The following is a 20,523-nucleotide window of genomic DNA, read 5'->3' as shown; positions in this document are numbered from 1 at the left end:
GGACGGCGGGCCCCTGACATGAGCACACGCCGCGAGAGATCAGGTGGAACGAGATTGCATTGCTAGCCGACAACGTCCCGACCAAAGAACCCGACGACGGCGAGCTGGCGGCCCGCCTGAACAAGCTGTTCGAGCTCATGCGCAAGGCGGGCACGCCTCCGATGTCCAACGCCGCGGCCGCGGCGCGATCACCGATAAAACCGGCGTCTCGATCAGCCCGGCTTACCTTTGGCAACTCAGAAGCGGCATAAAGACGAACCCCACTGTCGCCCACCTGAGAGCGATCGCCGATTTCTTCGGCGTGCCACCGTCATACCTGATCGATCGTGGCACTGACCATGATGCGCAGCGCCTTCTTTCGTCGTCAATGACGTCCTGCATCCCGGGTGTCGTCGCGTGGCCCGTGATCGCGATCATGGCGATGCTTCTTGCGGCGCGGTTTCGGTGGTGCAGAGCCAACCTGTACCAGACCCACTTCAACAACGTGATGGCCTGGCTGCTGCTGGCGCAGCTGCTGCGGGAGCGCCGATTGGAAGCGGCGTTGTCTGAAGATGCCCTCATGGGCGTGGCAACGGCCCAGCAATTATCCTGCGTAGCAATGATTTTGGCGTGCGGTGAGTTCATCGGTTTCACCATGCTGTGGAACCGGATCTCACCGGAGGAAACGCGCCGCAGTCACCGCTATTACCGCTTGGCCGCCATCGTCCTGTCCGCGGCCTTCCCGGCCGCGGACAGCCGTGCTCGCGTCGCGGGTCAAACGTTAGAGGTCTCCGGCGGCTGGGGTGCGGTGTTGGCGTTGGGCCTGTACCTGACCATCATCGTCATTCTGGTGGGGCGGTTGCTGTGGGTGTTCGGCTCGGAGCTGCTAAGGGTACCGACACTCGCGAGTGGCTGCTGGCCACCGCCGGAATACTCGCCGTTGTCCTGACGGCCGCAGCCTGCCAGGAGGCACTGGTGCTGGCGGTGAGCGACCAGCTCGGCTGGAGCGACACCGTGCAGTTCCGCACGCGGGTGCACGGATTCGAATTCCTGTGGATGGCCGTCACCCTTTACCGGCCTGACCAAGTCATACCGAGACGTCGGCTAGACGGCCACCCCCAACAGCGCATCGATCGCCGTCGCCACCTGGCTGGGCGCCCCGGCGTCGTGGCCCCCGTATTCCAGCGCGTCGGTGGCCCAACCATCAAAAGCGGCAAGTGCTTTGGGGGTGTTGAGGTCATCGGCAAGGTATTGGCGCACCCTCGCGATCACGTCGGTCGTGTCCGGGCCGGCCGGCAGCCCAGTAGCGCTGCGCCAGCGGCGCAGCCGCGCGATGGCCTCGTCGAGCACCTGGTCGCTCCAATACCGGTCCCCGCGATAGTGTCCGGCGAGCAACCCGAGCCGGATGGTCGCCGGCTCGACACCTTGCGCGCGCAGCGCAGAGACCAAGACCAAATTGCCGCGACTTTTGGACATCTTGTGCCCGTCCCAACCGATCATCCCGGCGTGTACGTAGTGGCGCGCGAATCTCCGCTCGCCGCGGACACATTCGGCGTGCGCGGCGGTGAATTCGTGATGCGGAAAGATCAGGTCGCTCCCCCCGCCCTGGATGTCCAAGCCGCTGCCGATGCGGCTGAGCGCGATCGCCGCGCATTCGACGTGCCAGCCCGGGCGGCCGGGGCCGAACGGCGAGGGCCAGCTGGGCTCCCCGGGCCGCGCCGCCCGCCACAGCAGTGCGTCGAGCTCGTCCGTTTTGCCGGGCCGTTGCGGGTCGCCGCCGCGCTCGGCGAACAGTCGCAGCATGGTGTCGCGCTCATACCCGGATTCGTAGCCGAACTGCGTCGTGGCGTCGGCGCGGTAGTAGATGTCCGGGTAGTCCCCGTCGACGACGTAGGCCGCACCCGACGCCAGCATCTTCTCGACGAGTTCGACGACCTCGGCGATGGCCTCGGTTGCCCCGACATACTCGTGGGGGGCCAGGATGCGCAGCGCCGCCATGTCTTCGCGGAACAGTGACACCTCACGCGCGGCCAGGTCGCGCCAGTCGATGCCGTCGCGCTCGGCGCGCTCCAGCAGCGGATCGTCGACGTCGGTGACATTCTGCACGTAGTGGACGTCGTGGCCGAGGTCCAGCCACTGCCGGTAGATCAGATCGAACGCCAAATAGGTCGCCGCGTGACCCAGGTGGGTCGCGTCGTACGGGGTGATGCCGCAGACATACATCGTGGCGGTCGATCCGGCCGCCACGGGACGGACCTGCCGATCCGACGTGTCATACAGCCGAAGTTCCGGGCCGCGTCCCGGCAACACGGGGACCTTTGGGGAAGACCACGACTGCATGGCAATCAGCCTAATGGGAGTCGATCAGCGTGCCTTCGACCGTCAGGTGTTGTGGTTAGGGAGGCTGATCAACTGAGTCGCTGGCCGGTGAACACTAGGCGCGCTGACGATGCGGGTCTGAGTCACCCGGCACGCCGCGCGCCCGAAGCTATATCGCCGCCGCGCGATTTGTGGTTTGCTGAATCCGGTATCGAGCAAATCTCCTCAACGTCGCCGAGCGAGGTGGTTGCGATGTCGACCAACACAACCGACAGACCGGACACCGCGGGCGCGGCCGCACAGCAAGAAGTCGTGGTCAAATGCCCGGCGACGGGACAGTTCGTGGGCAGCGTCCCCATCTCGACCGCCGCCGAGGTCGAGGCCGCGGCCGGCCGGCTTCGCCGGTCCCAGCCGCTATGGCAGCAAATGACCATCGACGGCCGGGCGCGGTGGCTGGGCAAGTGGCGTGACTGGATGCTGGACCACCGCGACGAGCTGTTGACCCCGCTGCAGCTGGAAACGGGCAAGTCCTGGGGCGACACCCGCGTGGAGATCGCCGCGCTGCAGATCATCAACTATTGGATCGACAACGCCGCCGAGTTTCTCGCCGATCAGACGGTGCGCCCGTACGGCGCCGCCAACGCGGGCAAGAAGCTGACGCTGGTCTACCAGCCCTATCCACTCATCGGGGTCATCACGCCCTGGAACGGGCCGCTGTCGGTGCCGCTGCTGGACATTCCGGCGGCGCTGATGGCCGGCTGCGCCGTGTTGTCCAAGCCCTCGGAGTTCACACCCCTGGCGTGGCGGGTAGCGGTCGAGGGCTGGAAGGAGATCGGCGCGCCCGACGTGCTGGACGTCGTGTTCGGTTACGGCGAAACCGGTGCGGCACTGGTCAATACGGTCGACTATGTGATGTTCACCGGCTCGGTGAACACCGGACGTCGTATCGCCGTCGCGGCGGCCGAGCGGCTGATCCCCTGCAGCCTGGAACTCGGCGGCAAGGACGCCATGATCGTGTGCGCCGACGCCGACATCGACCGCGCCGTCGACGGCGCGGTGTGGGGCGGATTCGTCTACACCGGGCAGGTGTGCATCTCGGTGGAGCGCGTCTACGTCGAGGAGCCGGTCTACGACGAATTCGTGAACAAGTTGGTAGCCAAGACATCTGCGTTACGCAACGGCATGGACTCCGGACACGACTACTCCTGCGAGGTCGGGTCGATGACCACCGCGCAGCAACTCGCGATCGTGTCCCGCCATGTCGACGACGCCGTGAACAAGGGCGCCAAAGTGCTTGTCGGCGGGAAAGCGGGCGACGCGAGTGACGGCGGCCTGTTCTACGAGCCGACCGTGCTGGTCGACGTGAACCACGACATGGATTGCATGCGAGAAGAGACCTTCGGCCCAACGCTGCCGGTCATGAAGGTGCGCGACGTCACCGAGGCCATTGAGCGTGCCAACGACTCCAACCTGGGCCTGTCCGGCAGCGTATGGACACGGGACAAAGACAAGGCGATGTCCGTTGCGCGGCAGATGAATACGGGCAGCGTCAACGTCAACAACGTCATCACCAGCCTGCTGCAGTTCGGGCTCCCGATGGTGGGATGGAAGGAATCGGGAATCGGTTCCCGCTCCGGTGGAGCCGACGGCATCCGCAAATGCTGCCGCCAGAAAGCCATCGTCGCGGACCGGGTCGCGATGAAAAAGGAGCTGCTCTGGTACCCCTACAGCCGCAGGAAGGGCACTTTCGTCGAAAACATGGTGCGGATGCTCTCGGCGAAAGACTGGCGGCGCCGGCTCGGCCGCTGAGGCTCGCGCTACGCGCCGCGGATGGCGCGCAGCAATATGGGCGCCAGTTCGGCGCGACACATCACGAAGTCGGGCAGATACGGGTCGAGTTGGTTGTAGCGCATCGGCGATCCGTCCAGCCGCGACGCGTGCATGCCGGCGGCCATCACCACCCCGGCCGGGGCCGCCGAATCCCACTCCCACTGGCCGCCCGCGTGCAGATAGGCGTCGACATGCCCGTCGATGATGGCCATCGCCTTCGCACCGGCCGAACCGATCGCGACGGGCTGAATGGGCAGCGTTTGCCGCATCCGGTGCAGGACGGCGGGGGGCCGGGTGGCGCTAACGGCGATGCGGATGGTGTCGCTGACGCCGACGCGGGCGGCGTCGGCGGTCACGGTGTCGCTGCGGTAGACGATATTGCCGCGGGCCGGCAACGACACCGCCGCGTCGGTGATTTCGCGCTGGCCGTTACTGGGGCGCTGCCAGAGCGCGACGTGCACTGCCCAGTCGTCGCGGCCCGGCGTGGAGAACTCCCGGGTGCCGTCCAGCGGGTCGATGATCCACACGCGGTCGTGGTTGAGGCGGGACAGGTCGTCGTAGGCCTCCTCGCTGAGCACCGCGTCGTCAGGCCGCTCCGCGTGCAGTCTCCGCAGGATCAAGGCGTTCGCCAGGCTGTCGCCGGCGTCGCCCAGCGCCCACGGGTACCCGAAGCCGACTTCGTCGCGGACAGTCAGCAGCAACTCCCCGGCTTCGGCGGCGAGATCGGCGGCCAGGGCGGCGTCTGTCAGGTCTGCCAGATCGTCCGCGCGGTTGCTCACCGGTTCAGTATCGCCGACGGCGTTCGATGTGCTTCACCGATGGCGACGACCCGCCGCGCCCGGCGGCGCCGCGCTTGCGATCATCGCTAACCCCGATGGCGACGACCCGCCGCGCCCGGCGGCGCCGCGCTTGCGATCATCGCTAACCCCGATGGCGACGACCCGCTAAAAGGCAGGCCACGGAATGGGGCGATGCCGGTTGGGTCCGGGCATGACCGGGCGGTCCAGCAGCGCATGTGCACGCTTGCGCAGCGCTGAGACCTCCGCCCGGGTGATCTGCTCGGCCAGCTCGTCGCCGAACTGGTCGTCGAGCGCGTCCGCCAGTCCGGCCACGGCTTTCAGGGTGTGATCGTCGATCGGCTTGCCGGCCCATCCCCACAGCACCGTGCGCAGTTTGTCCTCGACGTGCAGGCACACGCCGTGGTCGACCCCGAAGATGTGGCCGTCGAGGTCGCGCAGCACGTGGCCGCCCTTGCGGTCGGCGTTGTTGACCAGCACGTCGAACACCGCCATCCGCCACAAGCGAATGTCGTCGGCGTGCATCAGGACGACCTCGTCGCCGGCGTAGTCGAGGGCGCGCAGCACGGGCAGGTAGCCGGGTTGCTTGGTGCCGGCGGGAAACAGGTCAACCAGGTCCGGGCCCGGACGCGGCTCGGTGCCCACCGCGTCGCCCGGTTGCTGCACCCATTGCTGCAGCATGCCGGGACCCGCCGGCCCATGCCGAATGATGGTGTAGGGCACGATGTTCCAGCCCAGCTTCGCCGACACCAGGTACGCGGCCCGTTCGCGGCCGGCCAGTGTCCCATCGGGAAAATCCCACAGCGGCGCCTCCCCGGCGACCGGCTTGTAGACGCAGTGCACGCTGGACTCGCCCAGCGTCGATTCGCACAGGAAGGTGCCGTTGCTGGCTGAGCGGATCCGTCCGATGACCGTCAGCTCGCCGTCGCGCAACACCTCACGGTCGTCAGACCTCGGGGTCATCGTCAGGCCCGAGCAGCGCACTGCGGCGATATCCGTTGGCGCGCGCGCAAATATGGCCCTCCGGGTCCAGTGGTTCGTCGCACAGCGGACACGGCGGGCGTCCCGCGGAGATGACGCGATTGGAGCGGGTGGCGAACTGGCGCGCCGACTCCGGGGTCAAGAACACCCGGACCGCATCGGGACCCTCCTCGGTGTCATCGAGCACCACCGAGGCGTCGAACTCGGCGTCGGTGACCGCCAGCAGCTCGACCACCACTGTCTGGGCCTCCGAATCCCAGCCCAGGCCCATGGTTCCGACCCGGAACTCGGCGTCAACGGGGGTTACCAGCGGGTCGAGGTCCTCGATCTCGGCGGGCTCCGGCGGAACGGGCGTGCCGAACCTGCGGTTCACCTCGAGCAGCAGCGCGCCGATGCGCTCGGAAAGCACCGCCACCTGCTGTTTCTCCAAAATCACCGACACCACTCGGGCGTCGTGCACAGCTTGGATGTAGAACGTGCGATTTCCGGGCTGGCCGACTGTCCCGGCCACGAAGCGGTCGGGCGTGCGGAAGACATGAATTGCGCGGGCCATGGCACTTCCAAAATACCGGCAGTTGCGGTCGCCGTGCGATCCGATCGAGCCGGCCGCCGAATTAATCCGTGGAACCGCCGACCACCGCGTCGCTGGACGGCACTCCCGCGGCCGCTTGCTGCGCCTCTCCGTTGGATGTGGGGCCGGCGTCCGGCTTCGCCTCCGCCTTCGCGGGGGGCCCGGCGCGCAAGGACGCGGACAGCCGCGCACCGGTGTGGTTGACGTGCAACACAAACGGGCGCAGTTCGGTGTAGCGGATCACACTCACTGACGCCGGGTCGGCGGTGACGCGCTGGAAGCCGTCCAGGTGGATCCCGTACGCGTCGGCGATGACGGCCTTGATGACGTCGCCGTGAGTGCAAGCGACCCACAGCACATCGCCGCCACCCTCTCCCCCGGCCTCGGCGGCCAGGCGGCGGTCGTGCTCGCGCACGGCGGCCACCGCCCGTGCCTGCACCTGCGCCAACCCCTCGCCGCCGGGGAACACCGCCGCGCTGGGATGCGCCTGCACGACCTTCCACAGCGGCTCGCCGACCAGGTCGCCGATCTTGCGGCCCGTCCATTCGCCGTAATCCACCTCGGCAAGCCGATCGTCGACGAGCGGCGTCAGGCACAACGCGTCGGCCAACGGTTCCAGGGTGCGTTGGCAGCGCAACAACGGCGAACTGATCAGCGCCTGGATCGGCAAATCGCCGATCCGATCGATCAGGCCGTCCGCCTGCTCGCGGCCCTTGTCATCGAGGTCGACGCCCTCCGAGCGACCGGCGAGAACGCCCGCCGTGTTGGAAGTCGAGCGGCCGTGCCGCAACAGGATGACGGTCATGTCGACCACGACGGTACCCGCTGGGCGGGTCGGTGACCGGAGATGACTAGCGCGAAACGGGCAACGCGTGCGTGATGGAGTCGCGCACCGCAGCGCTCAGGCTGCGCTCGTCGGTCAGGTCGATGTCGACCACGTCGCGGACCGCCCTGGCGACCACCTCTTCGGCCTGCGGGACGGGCCCCGCCAAGCGCGGCCGGTAAACCTCGACGACCAGGGATCGGTTTTCGATGTGGAACGAAAAGCTTCGCCCATCACCGACTTGTCCGTATCCGCTAGCGGAGATGCCTGTTGACATGTCCTCGACAGCAAACTCGTTCTGCGTCATATGACGGTCAGCGGTGACGGCCATGAGCTGACCATACCTCGCCGGTAGGGCGGGATGCAGGCGGCACGGCGTTAGTGGATGCGAAAGCGTTCCCTAGAATCGGTGTTCCGCTTGGATCCCGGTTGGATCCCGCCGCCACACCACGAGGGAAATGAATTGCTGCCACCACCGCCGCGCCGGAAACGGGCGGCTCGGGGCGGTTTGACGACTCTCGCGATTTTGCTGTGGGTGACGGCCGGATGTTCATCCAATCCGCTCGGTGGCGCTCCGCGCACCATCGAACCGGCACGCGCCGCCGTGTCACCGCCCGCTTCGCAGCGGCCGACCGGCGCGGTGCGGCCGCTGGCCGGTCACGCCGCCGCGGCGGTCTTCGACGCCGGCACGCATCAGCTGGCGGTCCTGACGCCGGGCGCCGACCCGACCGCGCCCGCCAGCATCACCGTCTTCGGTAATGCGCAGGTCACGCCCCGCGTGGTCGAGTTGCCCGGACCCGCGACCGCGCTGGCCGATGACGGCCGCGGAACCGCCTACCTGGCGGCCCGGGGCGGCTACTTCGCCGTCGAACTGTCCACGGGCCGCGTTACCCAGGTGGCCGTCGCCGACGCGGCCCAAACCGAGTTCACCGCGGTGGCCCGGCGCGCCGACGGCAAGCTGGTGCTGGGCAGCGCCGACGGCGCCGTCTACACCCTTGCCTCCCAGGCACCGGCCACCGTCACCAGCGCGACCGTGGCCAACCGCAGCAAGATCTTTGCCCGCGTCGATGCTCTTGCCGCACAAGGTGATACGACGGTGGTGCTGGACCGTGGACAGACGTCGGTGACGACGCTGGGCGCCGACGGTCATGCCCAGCAGGCGCTGCGCGCGGGCCGGGGCGCCACCACCATGTCCGCCGATCCGGCGGGCCGGGTGCTGGTCGCCGACACCCGCGGTGGCCAGCTGCTGGTCTACGGCGTGGATCCGCTGATCCTGCGCCAGGCCTACCCGGTTCCGGCGGCGCCGTACGGCCTGGCCGGCTCCCGCGCGTTAGCCTGGGTGTCGCAGACCGTTTCCAATATGGTCATTGGTTACGATCTGTCCACCGGAATTCCCGTCGAAAAGGTGCGTTACCCGACCGTGCAGCAACCGAACTCGCTGGCCTTCGACGAAGCGTCAGGCACCCTGTACGTGGTGTCGGGTTCCGGTGCCGGGGTTCAGGTCATCGAGCACGCGGCGGGCACGCGTTGACCGCGGCGCGGCGGAGCCGGCTGCCCGCGGGCTGGGACACCGAGATGTCTGACGACTACGAATGGGCGCCGCTGCGTTTGCCGCCGGAAGTGACCCGGGTCAGCGCGTCCACCCGACTGTCCATCGAGGCCGAATACCGCGGCTGGGAGTTGACCCGGGTGCGGCTTTACAACGACGGCAGCAGACGAGTGTTGTTGCGCCGCAAGAAGTCTCGCATGGAGGGCGCCGCCTCCGAGGGGCGACGGCCCGACCAGCCGGAACTGTGACTGCCGCCCGGCCACGCGAGGGCGGACACCGGATGTACGGCCTGCTGCGACAGCTGTTTTTCATGATTCCGCCCGAGCGGATTCACACCCTGGTGTTCGCCTTGCTGCGTGGCGTCACCGCGGTCGCCTGGACGCGTCGGTTGCTGAACCGATGGCTGGCCCCGACGGATCCGGCGCTGGCCAGCACGGTGTTCGGAGTGCGTTTTCCGGGGCCACTCGGGCTGGCGGCCGGCTTCGATAAGGACGGCCTGGGGCTGCTCACCTGGGGTGCGCTGGGGTTCGGGCATGCAGAGGTGGGGACGGTCACCGCCAACCCGCAACCGGGCAATCCGGCACCCCGCATGTTCCGGTTGCCGGCCGACCGGGCCCTGCTGAACCGAATGGGCTTCAACAATCTCGGTGCGGGCGCGCTGGCGTTGCGGCTTGCGCGGCACCGGCCCGAGGTGCCGATCGGGGTGAACATCGGCAAGACCAAGGCGACGCCCGCCGACGAGGCCGTCGACGATTACCGGGCGAACGCCCGGCTGGTCGGCCCGCTGGCGTCATATCTGGTGGTCAACGTCAGCTCGCCGAACACCCCCGGGCTGCGGGATCTGCAGGCGGTCGAGTCGCTGCGGCCCATCCTGTCGGCGGTGCTCGCCGAGACGTCCACACCGGTGCTGGTGAAGATCGCGCCGGACCTCTCCGATTCCGACGTGGACGAGATCGCGGAGTTGGCAGTCGAATTGGGTCTGGCCGGCATCGTCGCCACCAACACCACGGTGTCGCGGCAAGGTCTGCGGACGCCGCGGGTCGACGAGCTGGGTCCCGGAGGCATCTCCGGGCCGCCGGTGGCTCGCCGTTCGGTCGAGGTGCTGCGCCGGCTTTACCGCCGGGTCGGCGATCGGCTGGTGCTGATCGGTGTCGGGGGCATCGAAACAGCGGACGACGCCTGGGAGCGGATTACCGCGGGCGCATCGCTGTTGCAGGGCTATACCGGCTTCATCTACGGAGGGGGCTTGTGGGCCAAGCAGATTCACGACGGCATTGCGCGGCGGCTGCATGACGGCGGCTTCGCCTCACTCAGCGATGCCGTCGGCTCAGCAGCGCATGCGCCGGGACTGCCTGATTGAGCTACGCCGTACCCCTTGCCTCGAGAGTCCCGCCGTGACAGTTGATGATGCCTGGGCGATCAGTGCGGGGAGTCGATTTGGCCGACAGCGGCCGGCGCCCCGCCGGGCGGTGAGATCGGCAGTACGCTCAACCAGTGCCGGAAACGTCATACGCAGCGTGTGGCGATCTCAGCCTGGCGTATCAGGTCTTCGGCGACGGGCCCGTCGAGCTCGTCGTCGTCGGGCCGTTCGTCAGCCACATCGAGCTGGCTTGGACCCTGCCCCAATTCAAAGCGTTCATGGAGCAGCTGGCCACGTTCTGTCGCGTCCTTGTGTTCGACAAGGCCGGGATCGGGCTCTCAGACCCGGTGCCGAAAGTGCGGACGCTGGATGATCGGGTGGCCGAGATCGAGGCCGTCATGGACGCCGTCGGCTTCGGACGCGCCGTCATCTCCGGTCTGAGCGACGGTGGACCGGCGTCCATGATGTTCGCGGCAGCCCGGCCGGAGCGAGTGCGGGCGCTGATCCTTTGCGCCACATACTCGTTTCACCCGTGCGGGTGGGATGACATGGATCGTGACCCGGCCGAGCTGCGGGCGCGCTACCTTTCCGAGTTGGGTGAGGACTACACGCCATCGGTTGAACAGCTCGCCCGCTGGCTGGAAGGCGGCCGTGCCGTGCGCTCGCGGTGGGGCAGCGGTGCGGCGGCCAGCATCAGCGCGCCGTCGGTCCGGTCGATACGCCAGCTCGCAATGTTGGAGCGCATGAGCGCGAGCCCGGGAATGGCGCGGGCGTCGTTCGAAGCGGCCTTTCTCACTGACGTGCGCCCGATCCTGCCCACGATCAGCGCGCCGACTTTGGTCATCCATGCCCGCGCGGACCCCGCGGTTCCGGTGCAGTTCGGCCGCTATGTCGCCGACCACATCGCCGGCGCACGGTACCTCGAGGTCGAGGGTGTGGATCACGCACCCTTCTTGACCGACCCCGACAAAATCCTGGCCGGGATCGAGGAGTTCCTCACCGGCAGCCATGCCGCACCCGCACAGTCACATCGCGCCCTGCGCACCGTGTTGTTCACCGACATGGTCGCCTCGACTCAACATGCCGCGGCGGCGGGCGATGAGCGGTGGCGCGCGGTGTTGCACCGCTTCGGTGAGATCACCGCCGAACTCACCCAACGGTTCGGCGGCACGGTGGTCAAGAGCACCGGCGACGGACACCTTACCACCTTCGACGGCCCGACGCAGGCGATCCGCTGCGCCGAGGCGTTGCGCGGTGACGCCGAGATCCTGGGCGTCCAGATCCGCATCGGCATTCACACCGGAGAATGCGAACTACTGGACAACGACATCGGCGGAATCGCGGTACACATCGCGGCGCGGATCCTCGGGCACGCCGGGGCGGGCGACATTCTCGTGTCCCGCACCGTGTGCGACCTGGTCGTCGGGTCGGGCACAGGCTTCGAGGACCGCGGCAGCGTCGAGTTGCGTGGCGTGCCCGGCCGTTGGCAATTACTGGCGGTCGATCGCCACGGACCGCGGGCGGGATCGCCTGAGGCGCAACTGGTGTCGACGCCCACTCCCGGCCGTCGGACCGCGATGCGCCGCTCGGACCGCGCCGTGGAGCTGATCGCGGCGCGGGCACCGTGGGTTCTTCGCGGGATGGCGCACCTCGCCCCGGCCACCGGACGCCGGTGAAACCGCCGAGAGCCCTACTTCTGTTCGTAGGTGGCGTGGATGACCGCCCGCGCGATGGCGTGCTGGAACAGGTTGAACCCGAGGAAGGCCGGGCTGGCGTCCTCGGGCAGATCCAGCTTCTCGGTGTCCACGGCGTGCACGGCGATGTAGTAGCGGTGTGGGCCATGGCCCGCCGGCGGCGCGGCCCCGATGTAGCGGCGCTGCCCGGCGTCGTTCACCAGCGTCAGCGCATCGCCGGGCAGGTTGCTGCCATCGCCGGCGCCCGCGGGCAGCTCGGTGACGTCGGCCGGCAGGTTGGCCACCGCCCAGTGCCAGAATCCGGAGGCCGTCGGGGCGTCGGGGTCATAGACGGTGACGGCGAAGCTGCGGGTCTCCTCCGGGAAGCCCGACCAGCTCAGCTGGGGGCTGACGTCTTCGCCGCCCGCGCCCATGATTCCGCTGACTTGCGGCTTGGCCAACGGCTGGCCGTCGCTGACGGATTGCGAGGTCAGCGTGAAGGTCGGCAGCTTGGGCAGCGATGCGTACGGGTCAGGAGCAGTGCTCATGGCGGTCCTCTCGTGTGATCGGCTTGCGTCTGTCATCTAGCAGTGGGTCAGGAAGTGGGCCAGCACGTCGGTGCCGAACCGCAGCGCATCGATGGGTACCCGCTCATCGACGCCATGGAACAACGCGGTGAAATCCAGGTCCGGCGGCAACCGCAGCGGGCTGAAGCCGAAACAACGAATACCCAAGCGCGCAAACGATTTTGCATCGGTGCCGCCGGAAAGCATATACGGCACGGTGCGGGCGTCCGGATCGTACGTCAGCACGGCGGCGTTCATGGCGTCGACGAGGTCGCCGTCGAAGCTGGTCTCATAGGACGAGAAATCCTTGATCCACTCGCGCGTCACGTCCGGCCCGAGCAGCTCGCCGACTTCGGCCTCGAACGCCTCCCTGCGGCCCGGCAGAATCCTGCAGTCCACCACGGCCTCGGCGATGGCCGGGACGACGTTGGCCTTATACCCCGCCTTGAGCATGGTGGGGTTCGCGGTGTCGTGCAACACGGCCTTGAGCATGCGGGCCATCGGCCCCAGCTTGTCGATCGCTCCGGGCAGGTCCCCCGATTCGGTGTCGAAGGTGAGTCCGGTCTCCTCGCCGACCGCGGCGAGAAACTGCGCGACGGCGTCGGTCAGCACGAACGGGAACTCGTGGCGGCCCAGGCGGGCGACGGCCTCGGAAACGGCGGTGACGGCGTTCTGGTCGTGCACCATCGACCCGTGTCCGGCCGGGCCGCGGGCGGTCAGTCTCATCCAGGACAGCCCCTTCTCGGCCGTCTCGATCAGGTAGAGCCGACGTTCGCCGCCGTCCCGGCGCGGCACCGTCAGCGAGAACCCGCCCACCTCACCGATCGCCTCGGTGATGCCCGTGAAGAGCTCCGGGCGATTGTCGACCAGCCACTGCGCGCCAAAGGTTCCGCCGTGTTCTTCGTCGGCGATGAACGCGAAGACCAGGTCGCGCGGCGGCACGATGCCCGCCCGCTTCAGGTGGCGGGCCACCACGATCATCATGCCGACCATGTCCTTCATGTCGACCGCGCCGCGACCCCAGACGAAGCCGTCTTTGACCGCGCCGGAGAACGGGTGCACGCTCCATTCGGTCGGTTCGGCCGGGACCACGTCCAGATGCCCGTGAATCAGCAGCGCGCCACGCGAGGTGTCCGCGCCCGGCAGCCGAGCGAACACGTTACCGCGGCCCGGAGCGCCGGATTCGACGTAGTGCGGCGCATAGCCGACTTCGGCGAGCTGCTCGGCGACCCACTGCGCGCAGTCGGCCTCCCCCTTGGTCGTCTCCGGTTCGCCGGTGTTGGTGGTGTCGAACCGGATCAACGTGCTGACAACTTCGACCACGTCGTCGCTCGGGTTGGTTGGTACCTCGGTCGCCCCGCTCTGAATGGTCACAACCACCTTTCCTACCATTGTCCAGGCCGGACGGCTCGACGCCGATCATCGACACGTCTCGAGGAGCTGGATTGGGTTCGCGGCGGCCGATCCGATAGCCTTAGCTGCCAACCCATGCTGGTTGGCCTTGTCCGAGTGGCGGAATGGCAGACGCGCTAGCTTGAGGTGCTAGTGCCCTACTAATGGGCGTGGGGGTTCAAGTCCCCCCTCGGACACGCGACTGAGGCGACCGAAGTGGATGCTCGCATTCACTTCCGAGCCGATGGAGCGTGTTGAGCGGCGAAGCCGCGATCACACCCGTACCTACTTATGCCGCGTCGGCGGCGGTCCCATCTCGCGCATCCTCCCCATTGCCACCGCACGTAGCCTGGATGTAGGCCCAGTAGCCGGGAGTGTGAACGCATGAACCGATCGAGTGGCTTTATCCGGCGGACATCGCACAAGACGTTCGTCGACCGACGCGAAGCGGGACGGGCGCTGGGGCGGGAGCTGGCGGCCTACCGCGGACGGGATGATGTGCTGGTCTTCGGGCTGGCGCGGGGCGGCGTGCCGGTGGCCTGGGAGATCGCCGCGGCCCTGCGCGCTCCGCTCGACGTCTTTCTGGTCCGCAAGCTCGGGGTGCCGCAATGGTCGGAGCTGGCGATGGGCGCCTTGGCCAGCGGTGGTGGCGTGGTGATGAACGACGAGGTGGTGGCCAGCCTGCACATCACCGACGAGCAGGTGCGCCAGGTGATCGACAGCGAGACGGCCGAGCTGCTGCGGCGCGAGCACGCCTACCGCGGTGGTCGCCCGGCGGCCGACCTGCGCGACAGGATCGTCGTCCTGGTCGACGACGGAATCGCAACGGGCGCAAGCATGCTCGCCGCCGTGCGCGCCATCCGGGCGGTCGGCCCGAAATCGATCGTGGTCGCCGTCCCGGTGGGACCGGAGTCGACCTGCCGCGAACTCGCGTGCGAGGCCGACGACGTGGTGTGCCTGACCATGCCACCCGGATTCGAAGCGGTCGGGCAGGTCTACGACGACTTTCACCAGATCAGCGACGACGAGGTGCGCGAGCTCCTGGGCACGCCGGCCGGCTGAGCGCCGATCGTCGAAGCAAAGAATTACTTGGCGCGCTCGTCGCCGTGGTCGTCGGCCGGGACCCTGGACTCCTCGGTCTTCGCGGTATCCCCCGTCGCCGCCGGTTCGCCTTCGCCCGGGACTTCCTCGGGGTAGTCGGCCTCGGGATAGTCGACATAGCCTTCCTCATCGACCTGGCTCTCGTCGGCGTCCTGGGCTTCGTCGCCGCCCAGCTCACGCCGTTGGCGTTCCCGCAGCGCGTCGAGGATCAACAGCACCACGCCCACCACGCTGGCGCCGATGCAGACCCAGGCCACCAGCTCGTTGCTGGTGACGACCGCGAACACCAACGCGACGAGCCCGATCAGGGCCAATACCAGCGCAATGATGAGCATCAGTCATCCTCCAAGCGACGAGCGGGACCGCGTTCATGACCTAGTGTGCCAACCCCGAAGCTCGGCGAGCGACGGCACGCTCGAACGGCTAGTTGTTGCCCCGGTTGAACTGGTCGAAGCTGCCCGCGTCGGCGCTGGAGTCGACCGGTGCCGCGGAACCGCGCTGCCCGAGCTCTTCCAGCTGGGACTCCAGGTAGGTCTTGAGCCGGGTCCGGTATTCCCGTTCGAACGTACGCAGCTGCTCGAGACGGCCTTCCAGGACGGTGCGCTGCTGGTTGATGGTGCCCATGATCTCGGAATGCTTGCGCTCGGCGTCGGCCTGCAGGGCGTCGGCCTTCTCTTGGGCCTGCCGCAACTGGGCTTCCGAACGGGTCTGCGCATCCGCGAGCATCGCGTCGGCGCGCTGGCGGGCCTCGGCGACGGTGGTCTCGGCGGTGTTGCGCGCCTCGCTGAGGATCTGGTCGGCGTTGGCCCGGGCGTCGGCCAGCATCTTTTCCGACTCGGTCTTGGCCGTCGTGGTCAGGCGGTCGGCGGTGTCCTGCGCGAGCGTCAGCACCCGAGCGGCCTTCATGGCCTGTTCCTCGTTGTTGGCCGCGGCGGCCGAGGCTGCGGCCGGCGCCGGCTTGACCGGTTCCGGTTCAGGGACGGGCTCGCGTACGGGAATGGCCTGGGTGGGGGCGGCGGCAGCCGGAGCGGCCGAGCCACCACCGGAGGCCAGCTCGTGGTCCAGCTCTTCGATTCGTTGGCGCAGATCGCTGTTCTCTTCGATGAGCCGCGTCAGCTCGGCTTCCACTAGATCGAGGAAGGCATCCACCTCGTCTTCGTTGTAGCCCCGCTTGCCGATAGGTGGCTTACTGAACGCCACATTGTGGACGTCGGCTGGTGTAAGCGGCATTGTTTCGTCCCCTCAAGTTCCTTCTCGAACGTTCTGGAAAGTGTAGAACGCAGTGGTAGCCGTAGTGCAACTGCCGTCCATCCTGTCACACCAGGCGCGACCGTTGCTGATTAGCCCAATAAATAAGAGCCAATTTCAAACATTGAGGGCAATAAAATCCGAACCCTTAGAATTTTTAAATCGCGGAACCCAAACCGACGCTAAAACGTGTCCGAACTGTCTCCGAAGCGGATTGGTTCACGCCGACGGGCCGGCCCCCGGCGGGCCCCCGTGGCTTACGCCGCGGCGCCGAAGGCCAACTGCATGCCGATGAACGCGACGAGCAACAGCACCATGATCGACAGGTCGAAGCGGACCGCGCCGATGGTGAGTTGCGGGATGAGCCGGCGAAGCAATTTCACCGGCGGATCGGTGATCGACAGGATGATCTCCAGCACCACGACGGTGATGCCGGTGGGATGCCAGTCCCGGCTGAACGAGCGGATGAACTCGACGACGACCCGAGCGATGAGCAGCAGCCAGAAGATGAACAGCGCAAACCCGAGGATCTGAAAGAACAACACCAACTGAAGTGCCCCGACCTTACCCGTGAGAAGCCAAGAGATGCCAAGCGCCGCGGACCAGCGCGGCGCCTGCCAGCCTACCGACTCCGAGTAAGAGCCCTCATCTCACGTGGCCACTGCGGCCCCCGGGTGGCCGCATCACCGCCGCAAATGGGGCGCGGACGCGCCTATTGGTAAGCGTAGAAACCGGTTTCGGCGATCCGGCGGCGCTCCTCCGGGGACACGTCGACGTCGGCGGGCGACAGCAGGAACACCTTCGTCGCGACCTTGTCGAACGAGCCGCGCAGGGCGAAGGCCAGGCCGGCCGCGAAGTCGACGAGCCGCTTGGCGTCGGCGTTGTCCATCGACACCAGGTCCATGATCACCGGGGTGCCGTCGCGGAAACGCTCGCCGATGGTGCGGGCCTCGCTGTAGTCCTTGGGCCGCAGCGTGGTGATCTTCGACAGCGGGTGGCCCTCTTCGAACATCATCGCCATCCGGCGCGGGTCCATCGCCAGCGCGCCGCGGGTGGAGTTGCGCAACCACGACCCGAAGCGCGGGCCGCCGCCCCGCTCGGCGCGGTCGAATTCACGGGGGTGGACGGTACCGTAGCGCGGCTCGTCTCCGTAGCCGCCGCGATAGCCGGCGGGCGGCGGGTAGTCGGCGGGCTCGTGGCGGGGATCGTCGTAGTCGTCTTGCTCGTAACGCCCGTATCCGTCGTCGAATCGCGGGCGTGGGAAACCGCGGGACGGCGCGTGGTCGTCGTAATACTCGTCCTCGTAGTCGTCCATTGGGGCCATTCCGAAATAGGCCTTGACTTTGTGCAGTGTGCTCATTGCGTTGACCCTTCTAGCCCCTGGGAGTACTGGTGTTAGTGATAAAGCTGTGACTGCAGTGACTACTTACGGTGACGGTAACCGCCGAGGGCCCAATAGCGCGGTACCGACACGCACACATGTCGAACCGTGTTTGACGGCGATTTCGAAGTCGTTCGACATGCCGGCGGACAGCCCGACAGCGTTGCGGTGAGATTCGAGAACCCGCCGATGCTCGGATCGGAGCCGGTCAAAGGCTTCTTCGGGGTCGGAGTCCAGCGGCGGAATCCCCATCAGCCCGACCAGGTCCAGGTTCTTGCACTGCTCGACCTGGTCGCACACCTGATCGACGGCTCCCGGTCGGGCTATGTCGACGCCGCCGCGGGACTCGTCGCCGTCGAGGCTGACCTGGACGTAGATCCGCATCGGTTCGGTGCGACGGCCGTCGGAAAGCGCCGCGGCCACCCCCTTGTCGAGCGCGGTCACCAGGGGCGCGCTGTCGACCGAGTGGGCGGTGTGCGCCCAGCGCGCCACCGACCGAGCCTTATTCCGCTGGATATGACCGACCATGTGCCAGCGCGGATTTCCCACATCCGCCCTGGCGGACGCCGCCAGCAGTCGGGTGACTTCGGCCACTTTGGCCGTCGCTTCCTGGTCCCGCGATTCGCCAACGGCGCGACAACCCAATCGGGACAAAGTCACGACATCGGTTGCTGGAAAGTATTTGGTCACCGGCAGAACTTCGATTTCGCCGACATTGCGGCCCGCCGCTTCTGCCGCCGCGGCAAGGCGCGAGCGCAACGACGCCAGTGCGTGGGTCAACTCGGAATCGCGGTCGCTTCGACTGTCCGGGGCCGCCATCGCAGTCACTCCATCCAGACCAGTGAGGCCAGCCGTCCGGTCAGCGCGTCCCGGCGATGGCTGAACAAAGCCGGGTCTTCCACGGTGCAGCGTGGATCGATGTCGATTGCCGTCACGCCCAGACCCCTGAGCTGGCAGGCGATTCCGGCACGTAGATCCAGTCCGGGCGTGCCGGCCGCGGTGGTGGTCCGACTGCCCGGCAACGCCGCCTCGACCTCGTCGGCCATCGCCGCGGGCACTTCGTAATTGCGGCCGCTGACCGCCGGGCCCAACAGGGCCGAAATGTCTTCGGGCCGCGCGCCGAGTTTTGACATCGCCTCCACCGTGCGGGCCACCACCCCGCGCTGGGCACCAACCCGGCCGGCGTGCACCGCCGCGGCTACCCCGGCACGCGCGTCGGCCAGCAACACCGGAACGCAGTCGGCGGTCACCACCGCCAGCGCGAGTCGCGCCGTGCGAGTCACCAATGCGTCGGTGTCATCGACCGCGGTGTCGCGCGCCCCGTCGACCACCTCGACCCGATCCCCGTGGACCTGATTCATCCACACCACGCGACCGCCGCGCAGGCCGATGGCGGCGGCTAGCCGGGCCCGGTTGTCGGCAACGGCCGCGGGGTCGTCGCCGACGTGGTCGCCCAGGTTGAAGGTGTCGAAGGGCGGCTTAGAGACACCACCCGCGCGGCTGGTGGTCACCCGCCGAATGCGAACGCTCACGGGACCAGTATCCGCATGGCGCCGCTTGCGCCGAGGGTGCACGGATGTACGCATATGGTCGGTGTGTCGTGTACAAACACGCACGCTCGCGATCAAAATCAGCGGCGCATGAAGGGCGGCACGTCGACGTCGTCTTCGTCGCCGCCGATATTCAAGGTCGAGCCGTTGGTGTGCACCGGCACGCTGACCGCGTCGACCGGTTCGAACAGCGTCGAGGTGAGCTTGCCCGCCTTCGCCGACTCGATCCGGTGGGCACCGCCCTTTTCTTCCTTGTCGGCGCTGCCACCGATGACGGGTTTGCGGCCGGCACCGGCGGCGTCGAAGCCCGCGGCGATGACGGTCACGCGCACCTCGTCGCCCAGCGAGTCGTCGATCACGGTGCCGAAGATGATGTTGGCGTCCTGGTGGGCGGCGTCCTGCACCAGCGAGGCCGCCTCGTTGATCTCGAACAGACCCAGGTCGCTGCCGCCGGCGATGGACATCAGCACGCCATGGGCGCCCTCCATCGAGGCTTCCAGCAGCGGTGAATTGATGGCGATCTCGGCGGCCTTGAGCGAGCGGCCCTCCCCGCGTGCGGATCCGATACCCATCAGGGCCGTGCCGGCGCCGGACATGATGCCCTTGACGTCGGCGAAGTCGACGTTGATCAGGCCCGGCGTGGTGATCAGGTCGGTGATGCCCTGCACACCGTTGAGCAGCACCTCGTCGGCGCTGCGGAAGGCGTCCATCAGCGATACCGCGGCGTCACCCATCTGCAGCAGCCGGTCGTTGGGGATCACGATCAGGGTGTCGCAGCTTTCGCGCAGCGCCGCGATGCCGCTCTCGGCCTGGTTGCCGCGCCGCTTGCCCTCGAACGAGAACGGCCGGGTGACCACGCCGACGGTCAACGCGCCCAGTTTGCGCGCGATGCTGGCGACGACGGGGGCGCCGCCGGTGCCGGTCCCGCCACCCTCCCCGGCGGTGACGAAGACCATGTCCGCGCCGCGCAGCAGCTCCTCGATCTCATCCTTGGCGTCCTCGGCGGCCTTGCGACCGACCTCCGGGTCCGCCCCGGCACCCAGGCCACGCGTGGACTCGCGCCCGACGTCGAGTTTGACGTCGGCATCGCTCATCAACAGCGCCTGCGCGTCGGTGTTGATCGCGATGAACTCCACGCCCTTGAGGCCTTGTTCGATCATCCGGTTGACGGCGTTGACGCCGCCGCCACCGATACCCACGACCTTGATGACGGCCAGGTAGTTATGCGGGGGGGTCATCATTCGTCTTCCTCCCTGATGGGCTTGGCTCAGCTCTCCCGGCGGTGGGCTCCTCCGGACGTGGCGGTCCCTGTCCTGGCAAACCCTCAACCTCAACCATAGAGTTAGAGTTATGTCAAGTAGTAACGCGCAACCAGAACGGTATGGGTAGGGCGCGCCCTAGCC

At 67.7% G+C, this 20,523-nt stretch carries 21 protein-coding genes, 1 tRNA gene and 1 pseudogene; 8 read left to right on the top strand and 15 right to left on the bottom strand.

What is annotated here, in order from left to right:
• Nucleotides 1-43: 43 nt before the first annotated feature.
• Nucleotides 44-928: a helix-turn-helix domain-containing protein gene (locus tag BST14_RS30985; RefSeq protein WP_245845400.1), complete on the top strand. Its 885-nt coding sequence runs from the start codon at nucleotides 44-46 to the stop codon at nucleotides 926-928.
• Nucleotides 929-1,083: 155 nt separating this feature from the next.
• Here BST14_RS30985 and mshC read toward each other — a convergent pair whose 3' ends face one another.
• Nucleotides 1,084-2,319 (bottom strand): cysteine--1-D-myo-inosityl 2-amino-2-deoxy-alpha-D-glucopyranoside ligase, encoded by a 1,236-nt coding sequence (gene mshC, locus BST14_RS14105; RefSeq protein ID WP_083064973.1) that lies wholly within the window; start codon nucleotides 2,317-2,319, stop codon nucleotides 1,084-1,086.
• Nucleotides 2,320-2,550: 231 nt separating this feature from the next.
• Between mshC and BST14_RS14100 the strand changes: the two genes are divergently transcribed.
• A complete protein-coding gene (locus tag BST14_RS14100) occupies nucleotides 2,551-4,107 on the top strand; it encodes an aldehyde dehydrogenase family protein (protein ID WP_083064982.1) in 1,557 nt (518 codons plus the stop codon).
• A gap of 8 nt (nucleotides 4,108-4,115) precedes the next feature.
• Here BST14_RS14100 and BST14_RS14095 read toward each other — a convergent pair whose 3' ends face one another.
• The 5 genes from BST14_RS14095 to BST14_RS14075 all read right to left on the bottom strand — a co-directional run bounded on the left by BST14_RS14095 (nucleotide 4,116) and on the right by BST14_RS14075 (nucleotide 7,631).
• On the bottom strand, nucleotides 4,116-4,907 hold the full coding sequence (locus BST14_RS14095) for a 3'(2'),5'-bisphosphate nucleotidase CysQ (protein WP_083064972.1): 792 nt from the start codon (nucleotides 4,905-4,907) through the stop codon (nucleotides 4,116-4,118).
• Between the two features lie 165 nt (nucleotides 4,908-5,072).
• A complete protein-coding gene (locus tag BST14_RS14090; RefSeq protein ID WP_083064971.1) occupies nucleotides 5,073-5,888 on the bottom strand; it encodes an SCO1664 family protein in 816 nt (271 codons plus the stop codon).
• Nucleotides 5,872-6,459, bottom strand: a complete 588-nt coding sequence (locus tag BST14_RS14085) for a DUF3090 domain-containing protein (protein WP_007770786.1) — start codon at nucleotides 6,457-6,459, stop codon at nucleotides 5,872-5,874. Before BST14_RS14085 ends, BST14_RS14090 begins: the two co-directional genes overlap by 17 nt.
• Before the next feature lie 61 nt (nucleotides 6,460-6,520).
• Nucleotides 6,521-7,282, bottom strand: coding sequence for a histidine phosphatase family protein (locus BST14_RS14080; RefSeq protein ID WP_083064981.1), 762 nt, complete (start codon nucleotides 7,280-7,282; stop codon nucleotides 6,521-6,523).
• 46 nt (nucleotides 7,283-7,328) lie between these two features.
• Nucleotides 7,329-7,631 (bottom strand): hypothetical protein, encoded by a 303-nt coding sequence (locus BST14_RS14075; RefSeq protein ID WP_083064970.1) that lies wholly within the window; start codon nucleotides 7,629-7,631, stop codon nucleotides 7,329-7,331.
• Nucleotides 7,632-7,808: 177 nt separating this feature from the next.
• Here BST14_RS14075 and BST14_RS14070 point away from each other — a divergent pair, with 177 nt between their 5' ends.
• The 4 genes from BST14_RS14070 (at nucleotide 7,809) to BST14_RS14055 (ending at nucleotide 11,885) form a co-directional block, all read left to right on the top strand.
• The gene (locus BST14_RS14070; protein ID WP_083064980.1) at nucleotides 7,809-8,831 is read left to right on the top strand and encodes a YncE family protein; all 1,023 of its coding nucleotides are present in this window, start codon (nucleotides 7,809-7,811) and stop codon (nucleotides 8,829-8,831) included.
• The gene (locus BST14_RS14065; RefSeq protein ID WP_083064969.1) at nucleotides 8,828-9,097 is read left to right on the top strand and encodes a DUF5703 family protein; all 270 of its coding nucleotides are present in this window, start codon (nucleotides 8,828-8,830) and stop codon (nucleotides 9,095-9,097) included. Before BST14_RS14070 ends, BST14_RS14065 begins: the two co-directional genes overlap by 4 nt.
• A 32-nt stretch (nucleotides 9,098-9,129) precedes the next feature.
• Nucleotides 9,130-10,209: a quinone-dependent dihydroorotate dehydrogenase gene (locus BST14_RS14060; RefSeq protein WP_083064968.1), complete on the top strand. Its 1,080-nt coding sequence runs from the start codon at nucleotides 9,130-9,132 to the stop codon at nucleotides 10,207-10,209.
• Nucleotides 10,210-10,343: 134 nt separating this feature from the next.
• Nucleotides 10,344-11,885, top strand: coding sequence for an adenylate/guanylate cyclase domain-containing protein (locus tag BST14_RS14055; protein ID WP_083064967.1), 1,542 nt, complete (start codon nucleotides 10,344-10,346; stop codon nucleotides 11,883-11,885).
• A 14-nt stretch (nucleotides 11,886-11,899) separates the two neighbouring features.
• On the opposite strand, the gene BST14_RS14050 is transcribed toward BST14_RS14055, so the two are convergent.
• Both BST14_RS14050 and BST14_RS14045 read right to left on the bottom strand, forming a co-directional pair.
• Nucleotides 11,900-12,430 (bottom strand): YbhB/YbcL family Raf kinase inhibitor-like protein, encoded by a 531-nt coding sequence (locus BST14_RS14050; protein ID WP_083064966.1) that lies wholly within the window; start codon nucleotides 12,428-12,430, stop codon nucleotides 11,900-11,902.
• A gap of 36 nt (nucleotides 12,431-12,466) precedes the next feature.
• Complete coding sequence (locus tag BST14_RS14045) at nucleotides 12,467-13,840, bottom strand: M20/M25/M40 family metallo-hydrolase (protein ID WP_438502161.1); 1,374 nt, start codon at nucleotides 13,838-13,840, stop codon at nucleotides 12,467-12,469.
• Between the two features lie 111 nt (nucleotides 13,841-13,951).
• Here BST14_RS14045 and BST14_RS14040 point away from each other — a divergent pair.
• Nucleotides 13,952-14,037, top strand: a tRNA-Leu gene (locus BST14_RS14040).
• Between the two features lie 187 nt (nucleotides 14,038-14,224).
• Nucleotides 14,225-14,902 (top strand): annotated as a pseudogene (locus tag BST14_RS14035) (phosphoribosyltransferase); the annotation flags it as partial.
• A 23-nt stretch (nucleotides 14,903-14,925) separates the two neighbouring features.
• On the opposite strand, the gene BST14_RS14030 reads toward BST14_RS14035, so the two are convergent.
• The 7 genes from BST14_RS14030 to ftsZ form a co-directional block, all read right to left on the bottom strand.
• Nucleotides 14,926-15,276, bottom strand: coding sequence for a phage holin family protein (locus BST14_RS14030; protein ID WP_083064964.1), 351 nt, complete (start codon nucleotides 15,274-15,276; stop codon nucleotides 14,926-14,928).
• Nucleotides 15,277-15,364: 88 nt separating this feature from the next.
• Nucleotides 15,365-16,171 (bottom strand): DivIVA-like cell division protein Wag31, encoded by an 807-nt coding sequence (gene wag31 / locus BST14_RS14025; RefSeq protein WP_083064963.1) that lies wholly within the window; start codon nucleotides 16,169-16,171, stop codon nucleotides 15,365-15,367.
• Nucleotides 16,172-16,446: 275 nt separating this feature from the next.
• Entirely contained in the window at nucleotides 16,447-16,737 is a 291-nt protein-coding gene (locus BST14_RS14020; RefSeq protein WP_007770770.1) for a YggT family protein, read from the bottom strand.
• Nucleotides 16,738-16,901: 164 nt separating this feature from the next.
• Entirely contained in the window at nucleotides 16,902-17,549 is a 648-nt protein-coding gene (locus BST14_RS14015) for a cell division protein SepF (protein WP_083064962.1), read from the bottom strand.
• A 66-nt stretch (nucleotides 17,550-17,615) separates the two neighbouring features.
• Nucleotides 17,616-18,389 carry a YggS family pyridoxal phosphate-dependent enzyme gene (locus BST14_RS14010; RefSeq protein ID WP_083064961.1) on the bottom strand — a complete coding sequence of 258 codons (774 nt, stop codon included), beginning with the start codon at nucleotides 18,387-18,389 and terminating at the stop codon, nucleotides 17,616-17,618.
• A 5-nt stretch (nucleotides 18,390-18,394) separates the two neighbouring features.
• Nucleotides 18,395-19,102, bottom strand: a complete 708-nt coding sequence (gene pgeF / locus BST14_RS14005; RefSeq protein WP_083064960.1) for a peptidoglycan editing factor PgeF — start codon at nucleotides 19,100-19,102, stop codon at nucleotides 18,395-18,397.
• 98 nt (nucleotides 19,103-19,200) lie between these two features.
• On the bottom strand, nucleotides 19,201-20,358 hold the full coding sequence (gene ftsZ / locus BST14_RS14000; RefSeq protein WP_083064978.1) for a cell division protein FtsZ: 1,158 nt from the start codon (nucleotides 20,356-20,358) through the stop codon (nucleotides 19,201-19,203).
• Nucleotides 20,359-20,523 lie beyond the last annotated feature (165 nt).

Origin of the sequence: Mycobacterium arosiense ATCC BAA-1401 = DSM 45069, assembly GCF_002086125.1 — a bacterium.
In the GTDB taxonomy this organism is placed as follows: Bacteria; Actinomycetota; Actinomycetes; order Mycobacteriales; family Mycobacteriaceae; genus Mycobacterium; species Mycobacterium arosiense.
This window is presented reverse-complemented; position numbering and strand designations above follow the sequence as displayed.

What these genes read in the sequence shown, in the direction of transcription:
- mshC (WP_083064973.1), bottom strand. Translation starts at nt 2,319, where the DNA reads ATGCAGTCGTGGTCTTCCCCAAAGGTCCCCGTGTTGCCGGGACGCGGC.
- BST14_RS14100 (WP_083064982.1), top strand. Translation starts at nt 2,551, where the DNA reads ATGTCGACCAACACAACCGACAGACCGGACACCGCGGGCGCGGCCGCA.
- BST14_RS14090 (WP_083064971.1), bottom strand. Translation starts at nt 5,888, where the DNA reads ATGACCCCGAGGTCTGACGACCGTGAGGTGTTGCGCGACGGCGAGCTG.
- BST14_RS14085 (WP_007770786.1), bottom strand. Translation starts at nt 6,459, where the DNA reads ATGGCCCGCGCAATTCATGTCTTCCGCACGCCCGACCGCTTCGTGGCC.
- BST14_RS14080 (WP_083064981.1), bottom strand. Translation starts at nt 7,282, where the DNA reads ATGACCGTCATCCTGTTGCGGCACGGCCGCTCGACTTCCAACACGGCG.
- BST14_RS14075 (WP_083064970.1), bottom strand. Translation starts at nt 7,631, where the DNA reads ATGGCCGTCACCGCTGACCGTCATATGACGCAGAACGAGTTTGCTGTC.
- BST14_RS14060 (WP_083064968.1), top strand. Translation starts at nt 9,130, where the DNA reads ATGTACGGCCTGCTGCGACAGCTGTTTTTCATGATTCCGCCCGAGCGG.
- BST14_RS14050 (WP_083064966.1), bottom strand. Translation starts at nt 12,430, where the DNA reads ATGAGCACTGCTCCTGACCCGTACGCATCGCTGCCCAAGCTGCCGACC.
- BST14_RS14045 (WP_438502161.1), bottom strand. Translation starts at nt 13,840, where the DNA reads ATGGTAGGAAAGGTGGTTGTGACCATTCAGAGCGGGGCGACCGAGGTA.
- BST14_RS14030 (WP_083064964.1), bottom strand. Translation starts at nt 15,276, where the DNA reads ATGCTCATCATTGCGCTGGTATTGGCCCTGATCGGGCTCGTCGCGTTG.
- wag31 (WP_083064963.1), bottom strand. Translation starts at nt 16,171, where the DNA reads ATGCCGCTTACACCAGCCGACGTCCACAATGTGGCGTTCAGTAAGCCA.
- BST14_RS14015 (WP_083064962.1), bottom strand. Translation starts at nt 17,549, where the DNA reads ATGAGCACACTGCACAAAGTCAAGGCCTATTTCGGAATGGCCCCAATG.
- BST14_RS14010 (WP_083064961.1), bottom strand. Translation starts at nt 18,389, where the DNA reads ATGGCGGCCCCGGACAGTCGAAGCGACCGCGATTCCGAGTTGACCCAC.
- ftsZ (WP_083064978.1), bottom strand. Translation starts at nt 20,358, where the DNA reads ATGACCCCCCCGCATAACTACCTGGCCGTCATCAAGGTCGTGGGTATC.